Below are 13,303 nucleotides of genomic sequence, written 5' to 3'. Positions count from 1 at the left end.
CCGCTAGGCTGAAATGCATGTAAGATTGTGTCGTCGATGCAGGTGCCGCTTTTGTCGGCCCTGTCGTGGCGACCGTCAGGAGCGTTTCGGATGGTGCGGCAGAAGCGACCCGAACCCGAATCTGCCGTGTGCAGTACACGGCGCCGTTTCGTGACGGGTGCGCTGGGCGCAGCTCTGTCCGCCCCCGCCATTTTGGCAAACAGAGCTAAGGCCTTTGCACAAACGGCGCAGGGCGGTCGGAACGCGCGCGACATGGGACCGCAATTGGCGCTAGTTCCGGCCGGGTTTTGGTCACTGACGGGCGAGGTCATGGCCTTTCGGTTCAGTCCGGACGGAAGTCGGGTTGCGATTCGGCACGCGGATCGGCTTGCCGTTTACGAGTTTCCCTCCGGCAAAGCTATTTTGGGTATTCCAAGGCCTAGTGCGGTAAGTCTTCCGTCGTTTGGCTTCGGCGACGATGGGCGTAGCTTGATCGTCTCGCCGCGTCAAATTGGCAGCGACCGTGTTTTTCCCACCGAACTTGTCCAAGTGTTCGACGCGGCAAGCGGACGATTGTTGGACAGGCTGGCGTTTCCAATGATGGAGGGCGGCGCGGGTTTTTTTGCCGATCGAGTTGCAACCTCGTCGGACAGCCGATTTGCAGCGATCCGCGTTGGACAGCCTTTGAAGCAATCCGCGATCGTCCTGCTTGACACGAAAGATTTGTCGGTCCGGGGCGTCATGTACGAATCGGCCCCTGGATTGGGGTATCAGCGGATGTTGGACGTCTCGCGCGACGGTCTTGTGGCGGTCGCGGAAAATGGCGCCCCGCTTATGCGCGCCAATCTGCCGCCGAACATCGCTATCGTCGATCCGGCGCGCAATACGCGCATCGCCGAATTTCCGGGAACCAGCGAAGGTACGGCATCGTTGCGCTGGAGCCCCGATGGCAGCTTGCTGGGGATCGGCTCGATGCCACTGCATCAGCATTCGACGATGCATCTCCAAAACCCGGCGCCACAACCGGCTTCGGCCGTTCAGGAGGCGGTTTGGATATGGGAATTGCGCGAACGGCGGACGAAGATTTCGTTTCCGCTTGTCTATTCGCCGGTCATGGCCTCGGCGATCTCGCCGGACAATCGTTGGTTTGCCACACGGCGCGCCAAATATAGCCGCGTTTTGGGCAGCGGGGTCAGCGTTTGGCGCGTGTCCGACGGGGCGGAGATGTTCGCTTACGAGACGCCTGACGCGCGTCTCATTAGCGACGTTGCGTTCTCGCCGTCCGGGGCGAATTTCGCCTTCGTCGACGGGCAAGCGTTCAAGATGTTTCGCGTGATTTCCTGAAGACGCACCGCCCAGCGAGAGCGCGCGCGGCGTATCAGCCGCTGCCGAGATGGGCTGCGATGCGGACGCGCTCGTAGTCGGGCACGTTGATTTCGATGTGGTGGCGCACCTGCATCAGCATTTCGAGCTGCTTCAGCGAAAAGAACACGCGGCCTGCGGCGAGCTGGCGCGAAATCGCGGTCTGGTTCTTGGGCGCGTCGAGGAACACTTGCTTGGCCAGCAGGCATGGTTTGCCCTGGCTGAAGCCGAGTTCGATGAACCAGCGCGCCACCGAGTTGGCCCCGATATAGATGGTGCCTTCCGGAACCTCGAAGGCGGGTTCTGTGGGGGCTGCCGACAGGTTGTTGGCGGGGTCTGTCATGGCTGAACTCGGGGGCCGGGGGTGAAGAAGCGACAAAACGGCAATGGCCGGTAATCTGCGGTGGGAGGGCGGCAAGTTCAAGGCCCTGCTGGCGCACCCTAGCGATAAACGGCCTGCGCCGGGCACAAAGTTTTGCGGTGCAAAAGTCCTTGCTTTTTAGATCGACTTGTGGATAATAATCTTATGCCTTGGCGTTCCCGAAGCGGCGCTGTTTGACATGGTGAAATGAGGGTCTTGCCTGCGGTCTTGGCGACCGTGGGGCTGCTATTGCGGAGACAGGTTGAAATAGGCGACGAAAAAAATTTCGTCACCTGGTCGCCTAATTCAGTCAAGTATTTGTAAATAAATGATAATGAATAGGTTGCAGCAGTCGCCAATCGTCGCCTTTCGGCGCCTATGGTAACTTATTTCCGCCGCAAAAAGTTCGCCTGCGGCTCAGTTTGCTAGGCGACCTGCGCGGATGCGGGCCTCGTGGCGGCCCGCCCACGCAAACGCGCCGGCAAGCAGATCGACGACAATATCGAGAAGGAAAACAAACGCAATATAGATGGCAAGGCCCCAAAACAACGTGACCATGGCTCAATCCTCCATATCGAGAATTTAGCCATAATTTTAACAAAAGTCAACTAAAACCCAAATCATTTCTTAGGGTGGTTGCCGCGATCCCGGTCGCGCGCAAATCGCGCAGGCTTGGCGACCCGGCGCGTTTGGCCAGGCGCTGGCCGTCCGGGTCGGTCAATAATTTATGGTGATGATAGGCAGGGGTCGGCAGGCCGAGCAGTTTCTGCAGCAGGCAGTGCAGATGCGTGGCGACGAACAGATCTTGGCCGCGCGTGACAAGGTCGATGCCCTGCAGATGGTCGTCGATCGTCACGGCCAGATGGTAGCTCGTCGGCACGTCCTTGCGGGCCAGCACCGCGTCGCCAAGCAATTCGGGTCGCGCCACTTGCGGGCCCGCCGCCTGGTCGTGCCAGGCAAGCTTGCCTGCGATCGCTGCCGCCGCCGCAACATCGAGGCGCAGCGCATAGGCCGCCCCGTTTGCGACGAGGTCGGCCACTTCGTTTGCCGGGCGTCTGCGGCAAGTGCCCGGATAAAGCGGCTCGCCGCCTTCGCCGGCGAGATGCGGGGCCGCCCCGGCTGCGGCGATTTCGCGTTTGATGTCGGCGCGCGTGCACACGCATTTGTAGAGCACGCCGAGCGCCTCGAGCTTGGCGAGGGCGGCTTGGTAGTCGGCCATGTGTTCGGACTGGCGGCGCACCGGCTTCTCCCAGATCAGGCCCAGCCAGGCGAGATCTTCGAAGATCGCGTCGGTGAATTCGGGCCGACAGCGGCCGTGGTCGATGTCTTCGATGCGCAGGATGAAGCGCCCGCCGCTCGTGCGGGCCGCCTCGGCCGCGAACAGGGCTGAAAAAGCGTGGCCGCGATGCAGATAGCCGGTGGGCGAAGGGGCAAAGCGGGTATCGGACATCGCACTCGTCTGTGGCAGGCTCGACTTTGAGGGGAAGGCAGGCTAGGGAATCCGGGGCGGCAAAAAAGGGGCGGCAGAATGGCGTTCTTCGAACTCGACGGACCGCGGGCGGGGGCAAACAAGCCCGATTCGCTGGTGGTGCTGCTGCACGGGCTGGGGGCCGACGGCAACGATCTTATCTCGCTCGCCCCCTTGTGGTCGCGGTTTTTGCCGCGCACACATTTTGTGTCGCCGCATGCACCCTTCCCCTGCGACATGGCGCCCTACGGGCGCCAATGGTTCAGCCTGCAGGACCGCACGCCCGAACGCGTCGTGGCGGGTGTGGCGGCGGCAGCGCCGATCCTCGATGCGTTTCTCGACGCCGAATTGCAGCGCTTCGCCCTGCCGCCCGAGCGCCTGGCGCTCGTCGGCTTCAGCCAAGGCACGATGATGTCGCTTTATGTGGCGCCGCGCCGCGATGTGGCGATCGGCGGCGTGCTCGGCTATTCGGGCGCTTTGGTCGATGCGGCACATTTCGGGGCAGCCGTAAAATCGCGTCCGCCCGTGCTGCTCGTGCACGGCACGGCCGATCCGATCGTGCCGTTCGAGCGCATGGCGGAGGCCGCAACCGCTTTAGATTCGGCAGGTATGGCAGTTGAAACTTTGGCGTGTCCGGGTCTGCCGCACTCGATCGACGAGGCGGGCTTGCAGGCCGGGGCCGAGTTCCTGCGAAACCGGCTCGGCACCGTTTTGCAGGCCTAAAATGTCATGCCCCTGTAACGGGCCAACGCATTGCTTTTGAAGGCAAGATCGCCTATCAAAGAAGGGCTGAAAGTGAACGTCGATTCTCGAAGCGGTTAGCGGAGGGGCAGGCGTGGACGGTGAAGCGTTCGGGGCCCAGGCTTTTGGAGCACTGGCAACAAGATTGGATCCGGCACCGCTGGATCCGCGCCGAGTTCCTTTCGCCGAAATGGGCTCGCGCAGCAGCCGCGCCGAAGCTTGCCCCGCCCTGGTGCTGAACGCCGATTTCCGCCCGCTTTCGTATTTCCCTCTGTCGATCTGGTCCTGGCAGGACGCAATCAAAGCGGTGTTCCAGGATCGCGTGAACGTCGTCTCGGAATACGATCGCGTGGTCCGCTCGCCCTCGCAAGCCTTCCGCCTGCCGTCGGTGATCTCGCTCAAAGAATACGTGCCGGCCGCCCGCCGCCCGGCCTTCACGCGCTTCAACGTGTTCCTGCGCGATCGCTTCGAATGCCAATACTGCGCCGAAGCCTTCCCGGCGCCTGAGCTCACCTTTGACCATGTGGTGCCGCGCTCGCGCGGCGGGCGCACCACGTGGGAAAACGTCGTTACGGCCTGCTCGTGCTGCAATCTCGTCAAAGGCAGCCGCTTGCCGGCCGAGGCCAAAATGTTCCCGCGCCATCGGCCGATCCAGCCGACCTCGGCCGCACTGCAGGAAAACGGCCGCGCCTTTCCGCCCAACTATCTGCACCAGAGCTGGCGCGACTTCCTCTATTGGGATGCGGAACTCGAGCCCATCTGAGCGGGCCGATTTAGGCCGGGATTTTTTCGGGCTTCAGATGCTTCTGGGCCGCACGGATCACTTCGATAAGCCCTTCGCGCGAAACGCGGTCGCGCGCCATCACGGCGCGAACCATCGGATCGTCGATGAGTTCGGCCAGGGGCGGTTCGTCGTGGAGGAAGCGGCGGGTTCGCATGCCGAGCTTATTGCCCGCCAACCATGGCGGAAAAGCGGCAGGTGCGAGAAACCTTTGCGGCAGTCTTAGAGCGGGAGTTTCAGAGGCGCGAGGAAAGCCAGATCGCCGCGCGCGAGCCGGCCTTGATGGCGCCGCGCAAGAGCTCGAAGCCGGGGGCGGCTTCCGCCCCTTGCGCGAGGGCCTCGTCGCGATGCTCGACCTCTTCGCGGCGGAAATCTTCGAGCGTGGCTTTGAGATCGGCTTCGCTGTCGGGCAGGGTCGCGATCTGCTCGCGGTAATGTTCGTCGATCACTTCTTCGACCGCGACCGTGCAGGCCATCGCACCCTTTGGCCCCAGCATCGCGGTCGCAGCCCCCAGCGCAAATCCGGCCACATGCCACAAAGGCTGCAGCACGGTGGGGCGGGCGCGGCGTTCGGGCACGAGGCGCTCGAAAGCTTCGAGATGGCGGCGCTCCTGCTCGGCCATGTGGGCGATCGCGGCGCCGGCCGGGCTCGTGCGGCCGAGCACGGCGAGCTGGCCTTCGTAGATGCGCACGGCCCCGTATTCGCCGGCCAGATTCACGCGCAGCACGCGGTCGATCAGTTTTTCGCCGGCCGGTTCGCCGGGCAGGCCCAGATTGCGTGCGGCAGTCATTGAACGTCGCCCTTCCAGCGTTTCAGCGCCGTCCACCCGGCCGTGAGGCCGAGCGCCGTCGCGATCAGCATATTATAGGCCGCCATCGACAGCCCGGCCAGGGTCCAAGCCGGCGAATCGCAGCGCACGATGGGGGCTGCCAGCAGGCGGGCGCGCAATTCCTCGAGGCTGGCCGCGGGGCCTTGGGCGCTGCCGCAGGCACTCGTCCCCTGCCACCAATGCTGCTCGACGCCCACATGGAAGCCGCCAATGCCGGCGGTCGTGGCCAAGCAAATCGAAGCCCCGGCCAGGCACAGCGCCCCCGCTCGGCCCGGCAGCACGGTGCCAAGGATGGCGAGCGGGATCGCTCCCCAATACGGGTAGCGCTGCCAATAGCAGAGCTCGCACGGCGCCAAGCCGCCCAAATGCTGGAAGGCCAAGGCCGCCCCCAGCGTGGCTGCCGATCCAACGGCAACGGCCGCCGCCTGCATGCGCAAATTCGATTTCATCGCCGCGATCCTAGCTTCGCGAGGAGCGAATCCCAAGGGGTTGACCCCGGCAAATTCGCCCCTATTATCGCCGCTTCGTTCGGCCCGGTGCCCCAGTGGCGAAACGGTAGACGCGGCAGACTCAAAATCTGTTGTCCGCAAGGACATGTTGGTTCAAGTCCGACCTGGGGCACCACCGACGGCCGAAACATTTTCCGCCAAGCCGCAAGCTTGGCGCATCGAGAATACGCAGGCGCCGCGCCCCGGCGTGTTCTTCCCCGACGCTCGCGCTCTGCGCGATACCGACCGCCAGCTCGCGGCATCGCCTTGAGCCGATATGGCCGAGTTGCATTATTCTGATCCTCGATGCCGGTACAACGATTGCCGGACGCTGGGCTGTGAATCGGCGTGAACGAGGTGGCCCGAGGCGCCCGTCAAATCTTGGCGGCGGCCGGTTCGCAAAACCGCGGCAGCCGCGCGGAAAGACGACAGAATTCACCGGCTCCAGCGGGGAGCCTCAGAGGGAGGACAAAAAATGGCCGACGCAATTTCGCCCGTCCGGTGGGGCATTCTCAGCACCGCCAAGATCGGCCGGGAGAAAGTCGTTCCCGGCATGCTGCGCAGCAAGGACCTGCAGATCGTCGCAGTGGCATCGCGCGACGCCGCACGGGCCGCCGAGTTTGCAGCCGCGTGCGGGGCTGCGCGCGCCTTTGGATCGTACGAAGCGCTGCTGGCCGACCCGGAGGTGGAGGCGATCTACAACCCGCTGCCGAACCATCTGCACGTGCCCTTCACGCTGGCGGCGGCACGTGCGGGAAAACACGTGCTGTGCGAAAAGCCCATCGCCATCACCGCAGCGGAAGCCGAGGCATTGCGCGATGTGCCGCCCGGAATCCATGTCGCCGAGGCCTTCATGATCCGCCATCACCCGCAGTGGCAGAAGGCGATCGAGATTGTGGCGTCGGGGCAGATTGGCGAATTGCGCGCCGTCCAGGTCGCGTTCAGCTATTTCAATGCCGATCCCGCGAACATCCGCAACCGCAAGGACATTGGCGGCGGCGGCCTGCTCGATATCGGCTGCTACGCGCTCATGTCGGGGCGTCTGCTCTTCGGCGCCGATCCAATGCGGGCGACGGCAATCATCGAGCGTTCGGCTGCGTTCGGCACGGACACGCTGTCCAGCGGCCTGTTCGATTTCGGCGCCGGACGCCATCTTGGCTTCAGCGTCTCGACGCAACTCGTGCCGTTCCAGCGAGTCCAAGCGCTGGGGACGAAGGGCCGCATCGAGATCGAGATCCCCTTCAACCCCCCACCCGACGCGGCGACGCGGATCTTCATCGATGACGGCACGCGCCTGGGCGGCCGTAATGCCCGCGAGATCGCCTTCCCGCCGGTCGATCAGTACCAGTTGCAGGCGGAAGCCTTCGGCCGGACGGTCCGCGGCCTCGCCCCCGTCGTCGGCGGCATCGAGGATGCGATCCTAAACATGCGGGCACTCGACGCGCTGGTGCGCGCCGGCGACAGCGGTCGCTGGGAGGTGGTGTAGCTGGGCAGCAGCCGGGAGACCGCGAATCGTTCTGTGCCCATCGCTGCCGCATCTAGGGTTTCCCGATGACGCGCCCACCCGTGGCGCCTTGCGGGCGGGCGTGCCGATCTCGCGAAACTCCGGCCGCTTGTGTCGGAAAATCCCGCGCGCGCAGCAGGTCTGGCCGATCGCGGCACGCTCGCACCGGGCGTGCGCCTCCACAATTAAGGTTTTTGTCGCGCTTCTGAAACAAATTTGCCCGACAAACTTCACGCGGGCGTAACTCTCTGTCCGCCATATGCCGCGTATCCCGAACGCCTTGCCGAAGGGAATGCGCATGCTGCAGATCGTCGATCTGACCAAACGTTTTGGCACCACAGCCGCCGTCGATGGCGTGAGCATCGACCTCGCCGAGGGCGCGATGGTCGGCATCATCGGCCGTTCGGGGGCCGGCAAATCGACGCTACTGCGTATGATCAATCGCCTCGCCGATCCCACCAGCGGCCGTATCCTCGCGGGCGATATCGATGTGGCGAGCCTGAAGGGTGCGGCCCTGCGCAAATGGCGCGCCCAGTGCGCGATGATCTTCCAGCAATTCAATCTCGTTAAGCGGCTCGACGTGGTCACCAACGTGCTCGTCGGCAGACTCGCCTATCGCAGCCTCGTGCCGTCGCTGCTGATGCAGTTCTCGGCCGCCGAACGTGCACTCGCCATTCGCTGCCTCGAGCGCGTGGACATCGCCGAACTTGCCCTGCAGCGCGCCGACACGCTGTCGGGCGGCCAGCAGCAGCGCGTGGCCATCGCGCGCGCGCTGAGCCAGCAGCCGCGCATGATCTTGGCCGACGAGCCGATCGCATCGCTCGATCCGCGCAGTGCGCGCATGGTCATGGACACGCTCGCGCGCATCAACCGCGCGGACGGCATCACGGTCGTGGTGAATCTGCACGATCTTGACGCCGCACGCACCTACTGCAAGCGCATCGTCGGTATGCGCGGCGGCAAAATCGTGTTCGACGGCACGCCCGACATGCTCGACACGGCCGCCGTGCGTGCGATCTACGGCGACGACGTATCGGCCGAATCCGGCGCGGATGCCGGTTTCTCGCGCCTCGTCGCCACGGAAGCGGCTGCGCGCGCCGATGCGCCGCGTCAACTCGCAAACTGATTTTTCCACCCCGCCAACCAGGAGTCCCACAATGAAAACAACCCGCCGTCAAATCATCGCCGGTGCCGCCGGTGCCGCGCTGTTCGCGCCCGCCATTGCTGCAACCCGTGCGCAGGCGCAGGCCAGCTGGCGCGCCCAGTTCCCGGTGCTGAACGTCGCCGTCATTCCGGCGGAAAATCAGCAGACGGTGATGAGCCGCTACGCGGCCCTGCAGGCGTATCTGGCACGCACGTTCGGCGTCGAAGTGCGCTTGTTCACGGCAACCGACTATGCCGGCATCATCGAAGCCCAGCGCGCCAGACGCGTCGAAATGGCATTCCATGGACCCGCCTCGTATGCGCGCGCATTCGAGGTCACGCAAGGCAACGTCGAGCCGATCGTGATCGAAACCGACATCAACGGCGTGGCGCTCTATCGCTCGGTCATCGTCGTGCGCGCCGACAATGCGGCAAAATCGATCGAAGATCTGCGGGGCAAAACGCTGGCCTTTGTCGACCCCAATTCGATGTCCGGGTTCGTTGCGCCCAACTTCTTCCTCTCCAAGGCCGGCACGCCCGCCAATACCTATTTCTCGCGCACTGGCTTTGCCGGGAGCCACGACAACGTGGCGCTGGCCGTCGTCAACGGACAGTACGATGCGGGATTCGTGTGGTTCCGTTCTGCGTCAGACAGCGTGTTCCAGCGCATGTGGGACAAGAACCTGATCCCGAAGGACTCGGTGCGCGTCGTGTGGACGTCGCCCGATATCCCGGAAAGCCCCTGGGTGGTGCGCAAGGACCTGCCGCAAGCGATGCGCGACGATTTGCGTAAGGCGATGCTCGACATGGTCAATGTCGATCCGGAAGGTTTCAAGCAGATCACTGCGGGCAACTCGAAGGGCTTCGTGCCCGGCTCGCATGCGGTCTACGAGCCGGTGCTCGAAATGATCCGTTTCAACCAGACCCAGCGTCGCGGCTCCTGACCGACAGATGGCCGCCTCGCCGACGAATCTCGACGCGGTCGAACGGTTCGAGACCGCCTGGCAGAGCCAGCGCCGCGACAAGCGGCGCCAGCTCTGGCTGGGCGGTCTCGTACTGCTCGTATGCACGGCCTTGGCCGTGTACATGGCCGAGGTCAACCCGCGCAATCTGATCGAGGGCTTGCCGGGTGCGTGGAATTACATCTGGCGCACAGTACCCGTGCTGCGCATCGAGACCTTCCGCGCCGACATGGCGGAATGGTACTGGGGCTTCTGGCACTGGCTCAAACTTCTGCTTGAAACTATTCTGATCGCGGGCCTTGCGACGTTGCTCGCTTTCGGGGCAGCCTTTGTCGGCTGCTTCTACGCGTCGGCCAATCTCAACGGTTCGCGCACCGGCGTGTGGGTCGTACGGCGCATCTTCGAAATTTTCCGCGCTGTCCCTGAGCTCGTTTACGCGCTCATTTTCGTGTTCGCGTTTGGGCTTGGCGCGTTCCCCGGCATGCTGGCGATCGCGATCCATTCGACGGGCGCGCTTGGCAAGCTGTTTGCCGAAGTGAACGAAAACGTCGACACGCGCTCGGTCGAGGGCGTGCAGTCGGCAGGTGCATCCTGGTGGCAGACGATGGTGTTCGCCGTGTCGCCCCAGGTGATGCCCAACTATGTGAGCTACGCGCTGCTGCGCTTCGAGATCAATGTGCGCTCGGCCGCTGTGCTGGGTTTCGTGGGCGCAGGCGGTATCGGCGAAGAGTTGCTGCTGGCCGTGCGCCAGTTCATCTATCCGGAAATTTCGGCCATTCTCTTGATGATCATTGCGACCGTTGCGGTCATCGACATGGTGTGCGAGCGGCTGCGCTCGGGCCTGATGGGTGAGGGGCGCCAATGACGAATCCGCGCATGGAAACGGCCCTGCCGCACGCAAGCGAAATCGCCGCCTTGCAGGCCCGCTATCCGCAGATCTACGCGGCCGAGCAGCGCCGCAAGCTCAAGCAGATCGCGATCGCGGCGGCGATCGCTTGTTTTGTGGGCTTCGGCTTCTGGTGGATCGGCATGGGCTGGGACCGCTTCTTCGCCGGCCTCGGCAAGCTCGGCTGGCTGTTCCAGTTCCTGTTTCCGCCCAACAGCGGCGGTTGGTTCACGTATTTTCTGACCGGCATGGGCGAAACGCTGGCAATGGCGTTTTTGGGTACGATGCTGGCGGCTCTCGCCGCCATCCCGCTCGGGTTTCTCGCCGCGCGCAACATCGTCTCGAACCGCATCTTCCATTTCGGCATAAGGCGCAGCCTGGACGGGTTTCGCGGCGTGGACGCGTTGATCTGGGCGCTCGTGTTCGTGAGCGCTGTTGGCTTGGGGCCGTTTGCGGGCGTGATGGCGCTTGCTTTGTCGGACGTCGGCACGCTTTCGAAGCTGTTCTCGGAAGCCATCGAAAACGTCGAGCGCGAGCAGGGCGAAGGTGTTCGCGCCGCCGGCGCGAGCCGTCTTCTGGAAATGCGCTTTTCCGTGGTGCCGCAGGTGCTGCCGGTGTTCGTTTCGAACGTGCTCTACTATTTCGAGAGCAACACGCGCTCTGCCACGGTGCTGGGCGTCGTGGGTGCCGGCGGCATCGGGCTTGCTCTCGCCGACCGCATCCGCATCAACGATTGGGACCAAGTCTGCTTCATCGTGATCATGATTCTGATCACGGTCTCGATCATCGACGTGGTGTCGCGCAGCTTGCGCGAAAAACTCGTCGGCAAGCAGCCGCTGCCGGCGTGAGTGCCGGTCTAGGGCGCTTCGACCGTGAGCTGCACGCGGTCGGCGGCGAAGCTCGTCATGCCGAAATCGATCGGCACGTCGTCGGCAGACACGTTCACGCTCTCTGTCACCAGCACGGGGCGGGCCGGGGTGAGTGCGAGCAATTCGATCTCGTCGGCCTCCGCCAAGCGTGCCGTGATGCGCGTCCATTTGCGCCGATAGTCGCCGTGGCCAATGGCCGCCATGGCTTTGGAAATCGAGCGGTGTGTGCGCAGCGCTTCGGCAATGCCGGGCAAACGTTCGGCCGGAAAGAAATGCAGCGCATAGCTCGTCGGGCTGCCGTCGGCACTGCCGACCGAGCGCCACGCCACGACCGGCCGGCCCACGCGCAAACCAAGCGCTTTGGCGATCGGTTTGGCCGCGAACACTTCGGCGATGCCGAGAATTTCGTGGTGCGGCGCACGGCCCTGGCGCAGCAGGTTTTCGGAAAAGCGCGTACGCGGCCCAAGCGCGTATTCGACGGCCGCCCCCACCAGAAACGAGCCGCGCCCGCGTTCAACGCGCACAAGGCCGCGCTGTACGAGCCCGCCGATGGCGCGCCGCACCGTATGCCGGTTCACGCCGAACCGGCGCGCAAGGGCACCTTCCGATTCCAACCGCTCGCCCGGCTTGTTGCCGCGCGCGGCGATCTCGCGGAACAGCGCTTCTTCGATGCGTTTCCACACGGCCGGGCTCGTGTCGTCGCCGTAGATCGGTTCCATCCAACGCCCTCCTTCTCCGCGTCCGCAAAGCGCCACAAAAACTTCTCGTGCCCGCGCTATTTGAGGGGCTGCCATCCGCCTTATCTTATATAGACAAGTTTGCCGGATTGGTCTAAATACACTTGTATAGACAAGTTGGATGAATCGCAAATGACAGTTTCCGTATCCGACCCCGCACCCGTAGGCGACGCTGCGAACGCCGCACGCCAGCGCTGGATGCGCGTGCTGGCGAAAGCCCTGCCGGGCGAGTTGGCCGCAGCGTGTGCGGCACTGGGGCAGATGCCACGCGCAGCGTTCGTGCGTCCGCCCGAAACGGGATTGGCATTGCTGCGCGGCCGCATCGGCGGGCGCGGGGCGCCGTTCAATTTCGGCGAAGCCACGGTCACGCGCTGCGTCGTGCGGCTTGCGGGCGACGCGGCAGGGCCGATGGGCTTCGGCTATGTAATGGGCCGCGACAAAAACCGCGCCGAACAGGCAGCGCTGCTCGATGCGCTTTTGCAGCGCGGCAACGCAGAAGCAGCGCGCCAGATCGATCGGCTCGAAGCAGCGCAGGCCGCACGCGTTGCGGCACAAGCAGCGCATGCCGCGACCAGCAAGGTCGATTTTTTCACGCTTGTGCGGGAATAGAGGATGCGTGCAATGCAAACCGGTTTCGCCGATCCCGTTGCCGATGCCCAAGCCGCCTTCCGCGCCGTGCTCGATGCGATGGCGCGCCCGGGCCGTTTGGCGAATTTTGCCGCCCCGACCGAGTTGCCGCCGGGCTTCTGCCGTGCGGCTGCCGCGTTGGCGTTGACCTTGGCCGATATGGATACGCCCGTCTGGCTGAGCCCGGCATGCGCACCGGCTGCCGATTGGCTTCGCTTCCATTGCAGTGCGCGCGTTGCGGCAAGCCCGGCGGGTGCACGCTTTGCATTTGCGACGGCGGCCGAATGCCCGCCGCTCGCCGGTTTCGACCTTGGCACCAACGAATATCCCGACCAATCGACAACGCTTGTGCTCGAAGTGCCGAGCCTGGCGCATCGCGGCGCACTTGCGCTGCGCGGCCCCGGCATCGAGACGGTCGAACATGTCGGCATTGCCGGTCTGCCGAGCGGCTTCTGGGGCCAGCGCGACATGCTGCACGAGCTGTTCCCGCGGGGCCTCGACATTGTGTTTGTTGCGGGCGATAGCGCGCTTGCATTGCCGCGCACCACGCGCGTGGAGGGATAGG

Annotated in this window: 17 protein-coding genes and 1 tRNA gene; 11 read left to right on the top strand and 7 right to left on the bottom strand. The window is 64.2% G+C overall.

Annotation, left to right across the window (positions count from 1 at the left end; genetic code table 11):
* Window positions 1-36 precede the first annotated feature (36 nt).
* The gene (locus tag O9320_06700) at window positions 37-1,323 is read left to right on the top strand and encodes a hypothetical protein (GenBank protein ID MCZ8310522.1); all 1,287 of its coding nucleotides are present in this window, start codon (window positions 37-39) and stop codon (window positions 1,321-1,323) included.
* 34 nt (window positions 1,324-1,357) lie between these two features.
* Here O9320_06700 and O9320_06695 read toward each other — a convergent pair whose 3' ends face one another.
* The 3 genes from O9320_06695 to gluQRS form a co-directional block, all read right to left on the bottom strand.
* A complete protein-coding gene (locus O9320_06695; GenBank protein ID MCZ8310521.1) occupies window positions 1,358-1,684 on the bottom strand; it encodes a hypothetical protein in 327 nt (108 codons plus the stop codon).
* Window positions 1,685-2,119: 435 nt separating this feature from the next.
* The gene (locus O9320_06690) at window positions 2,120-2,260 is read right to left on the bottom strand and encodes a hypothetical protein (protein MCZ8310520.1); all 141 of its coding nucleotides are present in this window, start codon (window positions 2,258-2,260) and stop codon (window positions 2,120-2,122) included.
* Window positions 2,261-2,306: 46 nt separating this feature from the next.
* The gene (gluQRS, locus tag O9320_06685; GenBank protein ID MCZ8310519.1) at window positions 2,307-3,152 is read right to left on the bottom strand and encodes a tRNA glutamyl-Q(34) synthetase GluQRS; all 846 of its coding nucleotides are present in this window, start codon (window positions 3,150-3,152) and stop codon (window positions 2,307-2,309) included.
* Window positions 3,153-3,230: 78 nt separating this feature from the next.
* Between gluQRS and O9320_06680 the strand changes: the two genes are divergently transcribed.
* The gene (locus O9320_06680; protein MCZ8310518.1) at window positions 3,231-3,893 is read left to right on the top strand and encodes a prolyl oligopeptidase family serine peptidase; all 663 of its coding nucleotides are present in this window, start codon (window positions 3,231-3,233) and stop codon (window positions 3,891-3,893) included.
* A gap of 208 nt (window positions 3,894-4,101) precedes the next feature.
* On the top strand, window positions 4,102-4,674 hold the full coding sequence (locus O9320_06675) for an HNH endonuclease (GenBank protein ID MCZ8310517.1): 573 nt from the start codon (window positions 4,102-4,104) through the stop codon (window positions 4,672-4,674).
* 10 nt (window positions 4,675-4,684) lie between these two features.
* Here O9320_06675 and O9320_06670 read toward each other — a convergent pair whose 3' ends face one another.
* From O9320_06670 to O9320_06660, 3 genes are all read right to left on the bottom strand, one after another.
* Complete coding sequence (locus O9320_06670; protein MCZ8310516.1) at window positions 4,685-4,849, bottom strand: hypothetical protein; 165 nt, start codon at window positions 4,847-4,849, stop codon at window positions 4,685-4,687.
* Window positions 4,850-4,928: 79 nt separating this feature from the next.
* On the bottom strand, window positions 4,929-5,483 hold the full coding sequence (locus O9320_06665; protein MCZ8310515.1) for a demethoxyubiquinone hydroxylase family protein: 555 nt from the start codon (window positions 5,481-5,483) through the stop codon (window positions 4,929-4,931).
* On the bottom strand, window positions 5,480-5,971 hold the full coding sequence (locus O9320_06660; protein MCZ8310514.1) for a disulfide bond formation protein B: 492 nt from the start codon (window positions 5,969-5,971) through the stop codon (window positions 5,480-5,482). The genes O9320_06665 and O9320_06660 overlap by 4 nt, the downstream gene beginning before the upstream one ends.
* An 89-nt stretch (window positions 5,972-6,060) precedes the next feature.
* On the opposite strand from O9320_06660, the gene O9320_06655 reads away from it, so the two are divergent.
* The 6 genes from O9320_06655 to phnE (O9320_06630) all read left to right on the top strand — a co-directional run bounded on the left by O9320_06655 (window position 6,061) and on the right by phnE (O9320_06630) (window position 11,353).
* Window positions 6,061-6,146 (top strand) — tRNA-Leu (locus O9320_06655).
* A 339-nt stretch (window positions 6,147-6,485) separates the two neighbouring features.
* Complete coding sequence (locus tag O9320_06650) at window positions 6,486-7,496, top strand: Gfo/Idh/MocA family oxidoreductase (protein MCZ8310513.1); 1,011 nt, start codon at window positions 6,486-6,488, stop codon at window positions 7,494-7,496.
* Between the two features lie 316 nt (window positions 7,497-7,812).
* Window positions 7,813-8,640, top strand: coding sequence for a phosphonate ABC transporter ATP-binding protein (phnC, locus tag O9320_06645; GenBank protein ID MCZ8310512.1), 828 nt, complete (start codon window positions 7,813-7,815; stop codon window positions 8,638-8,640).
* 31 nt (window positions 8,641-8,671) lie between these two features.
* Entirely contained in the window at window positions 8,672-9,601 is a 930-nt protein-coding gene (gene phnD, locus O9320_06640; GenBank protein MCZ8310511.1) for a phosphonate ABC transporter substrate-binding protein, read from the top strand.
* A gap of 7 nt (window positions 9,602-9,608) precedes the next feature.
* A complete protein-coding gene (gene phnE / locus O9320_06635) occupies window positions 9,609-10,484 on the top strand; it encodes a phosphonate ABC transporter, permease protein PhnE (GenBank protein MCZ8310510.1) in 876 nt (291 codons plus the stop codon).
* Window positions 10,481-11,353: a phosphonate ABC transporter, permease protein PhnE gene (gene phnE, locus O9320_06630; GenBank protein ID MCZ8310509.1), complete on the top strand. Its 873-nt coding sequence runs from the start codon at window positions 10,481-10,483 to the stop codon at window positions 11,351-11,353. The genes phnE (O9320_06635) and phnE (O9320_06630) overlap by 4 nt, the downstream gene beginning before the upstream one ends.
* Window positions 11,354-11,361: 8 nt before the next feature.
* Here the strand turns inward: phnE (O9320_06630) and phnF are convergent, their stop codons facing one another.
* Window positions 11,362-12,093 carry a phosphonate metabolism transcriptional regulator PhnF gene (gene phnF / locus O9320_06625; GenBank protein MCZ8310508.1) on the bottom strand — a complete coding sequence of 244 codons (732 nt, stop codon included), beginning with the start codon at window positions 12,091-12,093 and terminating at the stop codon, window positions 11,362-11,364.
* Between the two features lie 150 nt (window positions 12,094-12,243).
* Between phnF and phnG the strand changes: the two genes are divergently transcribed.
* Window positions 12,244-12,720, top strand: coding sequence for a phosphonate C-P lyase system protein PhnG (gene phnG / locus O9320_06620; GenBank protein MCZ8310507.1), 477 nt, complete (start codon window positions 12,244-12,246; stop codon window positions 12,718-12,720).
* Between the two features lie 12 nt (window positions 12,721-12,732).
* Entirely contained in the window at window positions 12,733-13,302 is a 570-nt protein-coding gene (gene phnH / locus O9320_06615) for a phosphonate C-P lyase system protein PhnH (GenBank protein ID MCZ8310506.1), read from the top strand.
* Window position 13,303 lies beyond the last annotated feature (1 nt).

The organism is Magnetospirillum sp. (genome assembly GCA_027532905.1).
Lineage (GTDB): Bacteria > Pseudomonadota > Alphaproteobacteria > CACIAM-22H2 > CACIAM-22H2 > Tagaea.
The sequence above is the reverse complement of the archived record's forward strand: the minus strand, read 5'-3'. Positions and strand labels throughout refer to the sequence as shown.

Excerpts from the sequence above, each read along its gene's own strand:
- gluQRS (MCZ8310519.1), bottom strand. The coding sequence starts at position 3,152 with ATGTCCGATACCCGCTTTGCCCCTTCGCCCACCGGCTATCTGCATCGC.
- phnD (MCZ8310511.1), top strand. The coding sequence starts at position 8,672 with ATGAAAACAACCCGCCGTCAAATCATCGCCGGTGCCGCCGGTGCCGCG.
- phnE (MCZ8310509.1), top strand. The coding sequence starts at position 10,481 with ATGACGAATCCGCGCATGGAAACGGCCCTGCCGCACGCAAGCGAAATC.
- phnF (MCZ8310508.1), bottom strand. The coding sequence starts at position 12,093 with ATGGAACCGATCTACGGCGACGACACGAGCCCGGCCGTGTGGAAACGC.
- phnE (MCZ8310510.1), top strand. The coding sequence starts at position 9,609 with ATGGCCGCCTCGCCGACGAATCTCGACGCGGTCGAACGGTTCGAGACC.
- O9320_06660 (MCZ8310514.1), bottom strand. The coding sequence starts at position 5,971 with ATGAAATCGAATTTGCGCATGCAGGCGGCGGCCGTTGCCGTTGGATCG.
- O9320_06695 (MCZ8310521.1), bottom strand. The coding sequence starts at position 1,684 with ATGACAGACCCCGCCAACAACCTGTCGGCAGCCCCCACAGAACCCGCC.
- O9320_06675 (MCZ8310517.1), top strand. The coding sequence starts at position 4,102 with ATGGGCTCGCGCAGCAGCCGCGCCGAAGCTTGCCCCGCCCTGGTGCTG.
- phnC (MCZ8310512.1), top strand. The coding sequence starts at position 7,813 with ATGCTGCAGATCGTCGATCTGACCAAACGTTTTGGCACCACAGCCGCC.
- phnG (MCZ8310507.1), top strand. The coding sequence starts at position 12,244 with ATGACAGTTTCCGTATCCGACCCCGCACCCGTAGGCGACGCTGCGAAC.
- O9320_06665 (MCZ8310515.1), bottom strand. The coding sequence starts at position 5,483 with ATGACTGCCGCACGCAATCTGGGCCTGCCCGGCGAACCGGCCGGCGAA.
- O9320_06670 (MCZ8310516.1), bottom strand. The coding sequence starts at position 4,849 with ATGCGAACCCGCCGCTTCCTCCACGACGAACCGCCCCTGGCCGAACTC.
- phnH (MCZ8310506.1), top strand. The coding sequence starts at position 12,733 with ATGCAAACCGGTTTCGCCGATCCCGTTGCCGATGCCCAAGCCGCCTTC.
- O9320_06700 (MCZ8310522.1), top strand. The coding sequence starts at position 37 with ATGCAGGTGCCGCTTTTGTCGGCCCTGTCGTGGCGACCGTCAGGAGCG.
- O9320_06690 (MCZ8310520.1), bottom strand. The coding sequence starts at position 2,260 with ATGGTCACGTTGTTTTGGGGCCTTGCCATCTATATTGCGTTTGTTTTC.
- O9320_06680 (MCZ8310518.1), top strand. The coding sequence starts at position 3,231 with ATGGCGTTCTTCGAACTCGACGGACCGCGGGCGGGGGCAAACAAGCCC.
- O9320_06650 (MCZ8310513.1), top strand. The coding sequence starts at position 6,486 with ATGGCCGACGCAATTTCGCCCGTCCGGTGGGGCATTCTCAGCACCGCC.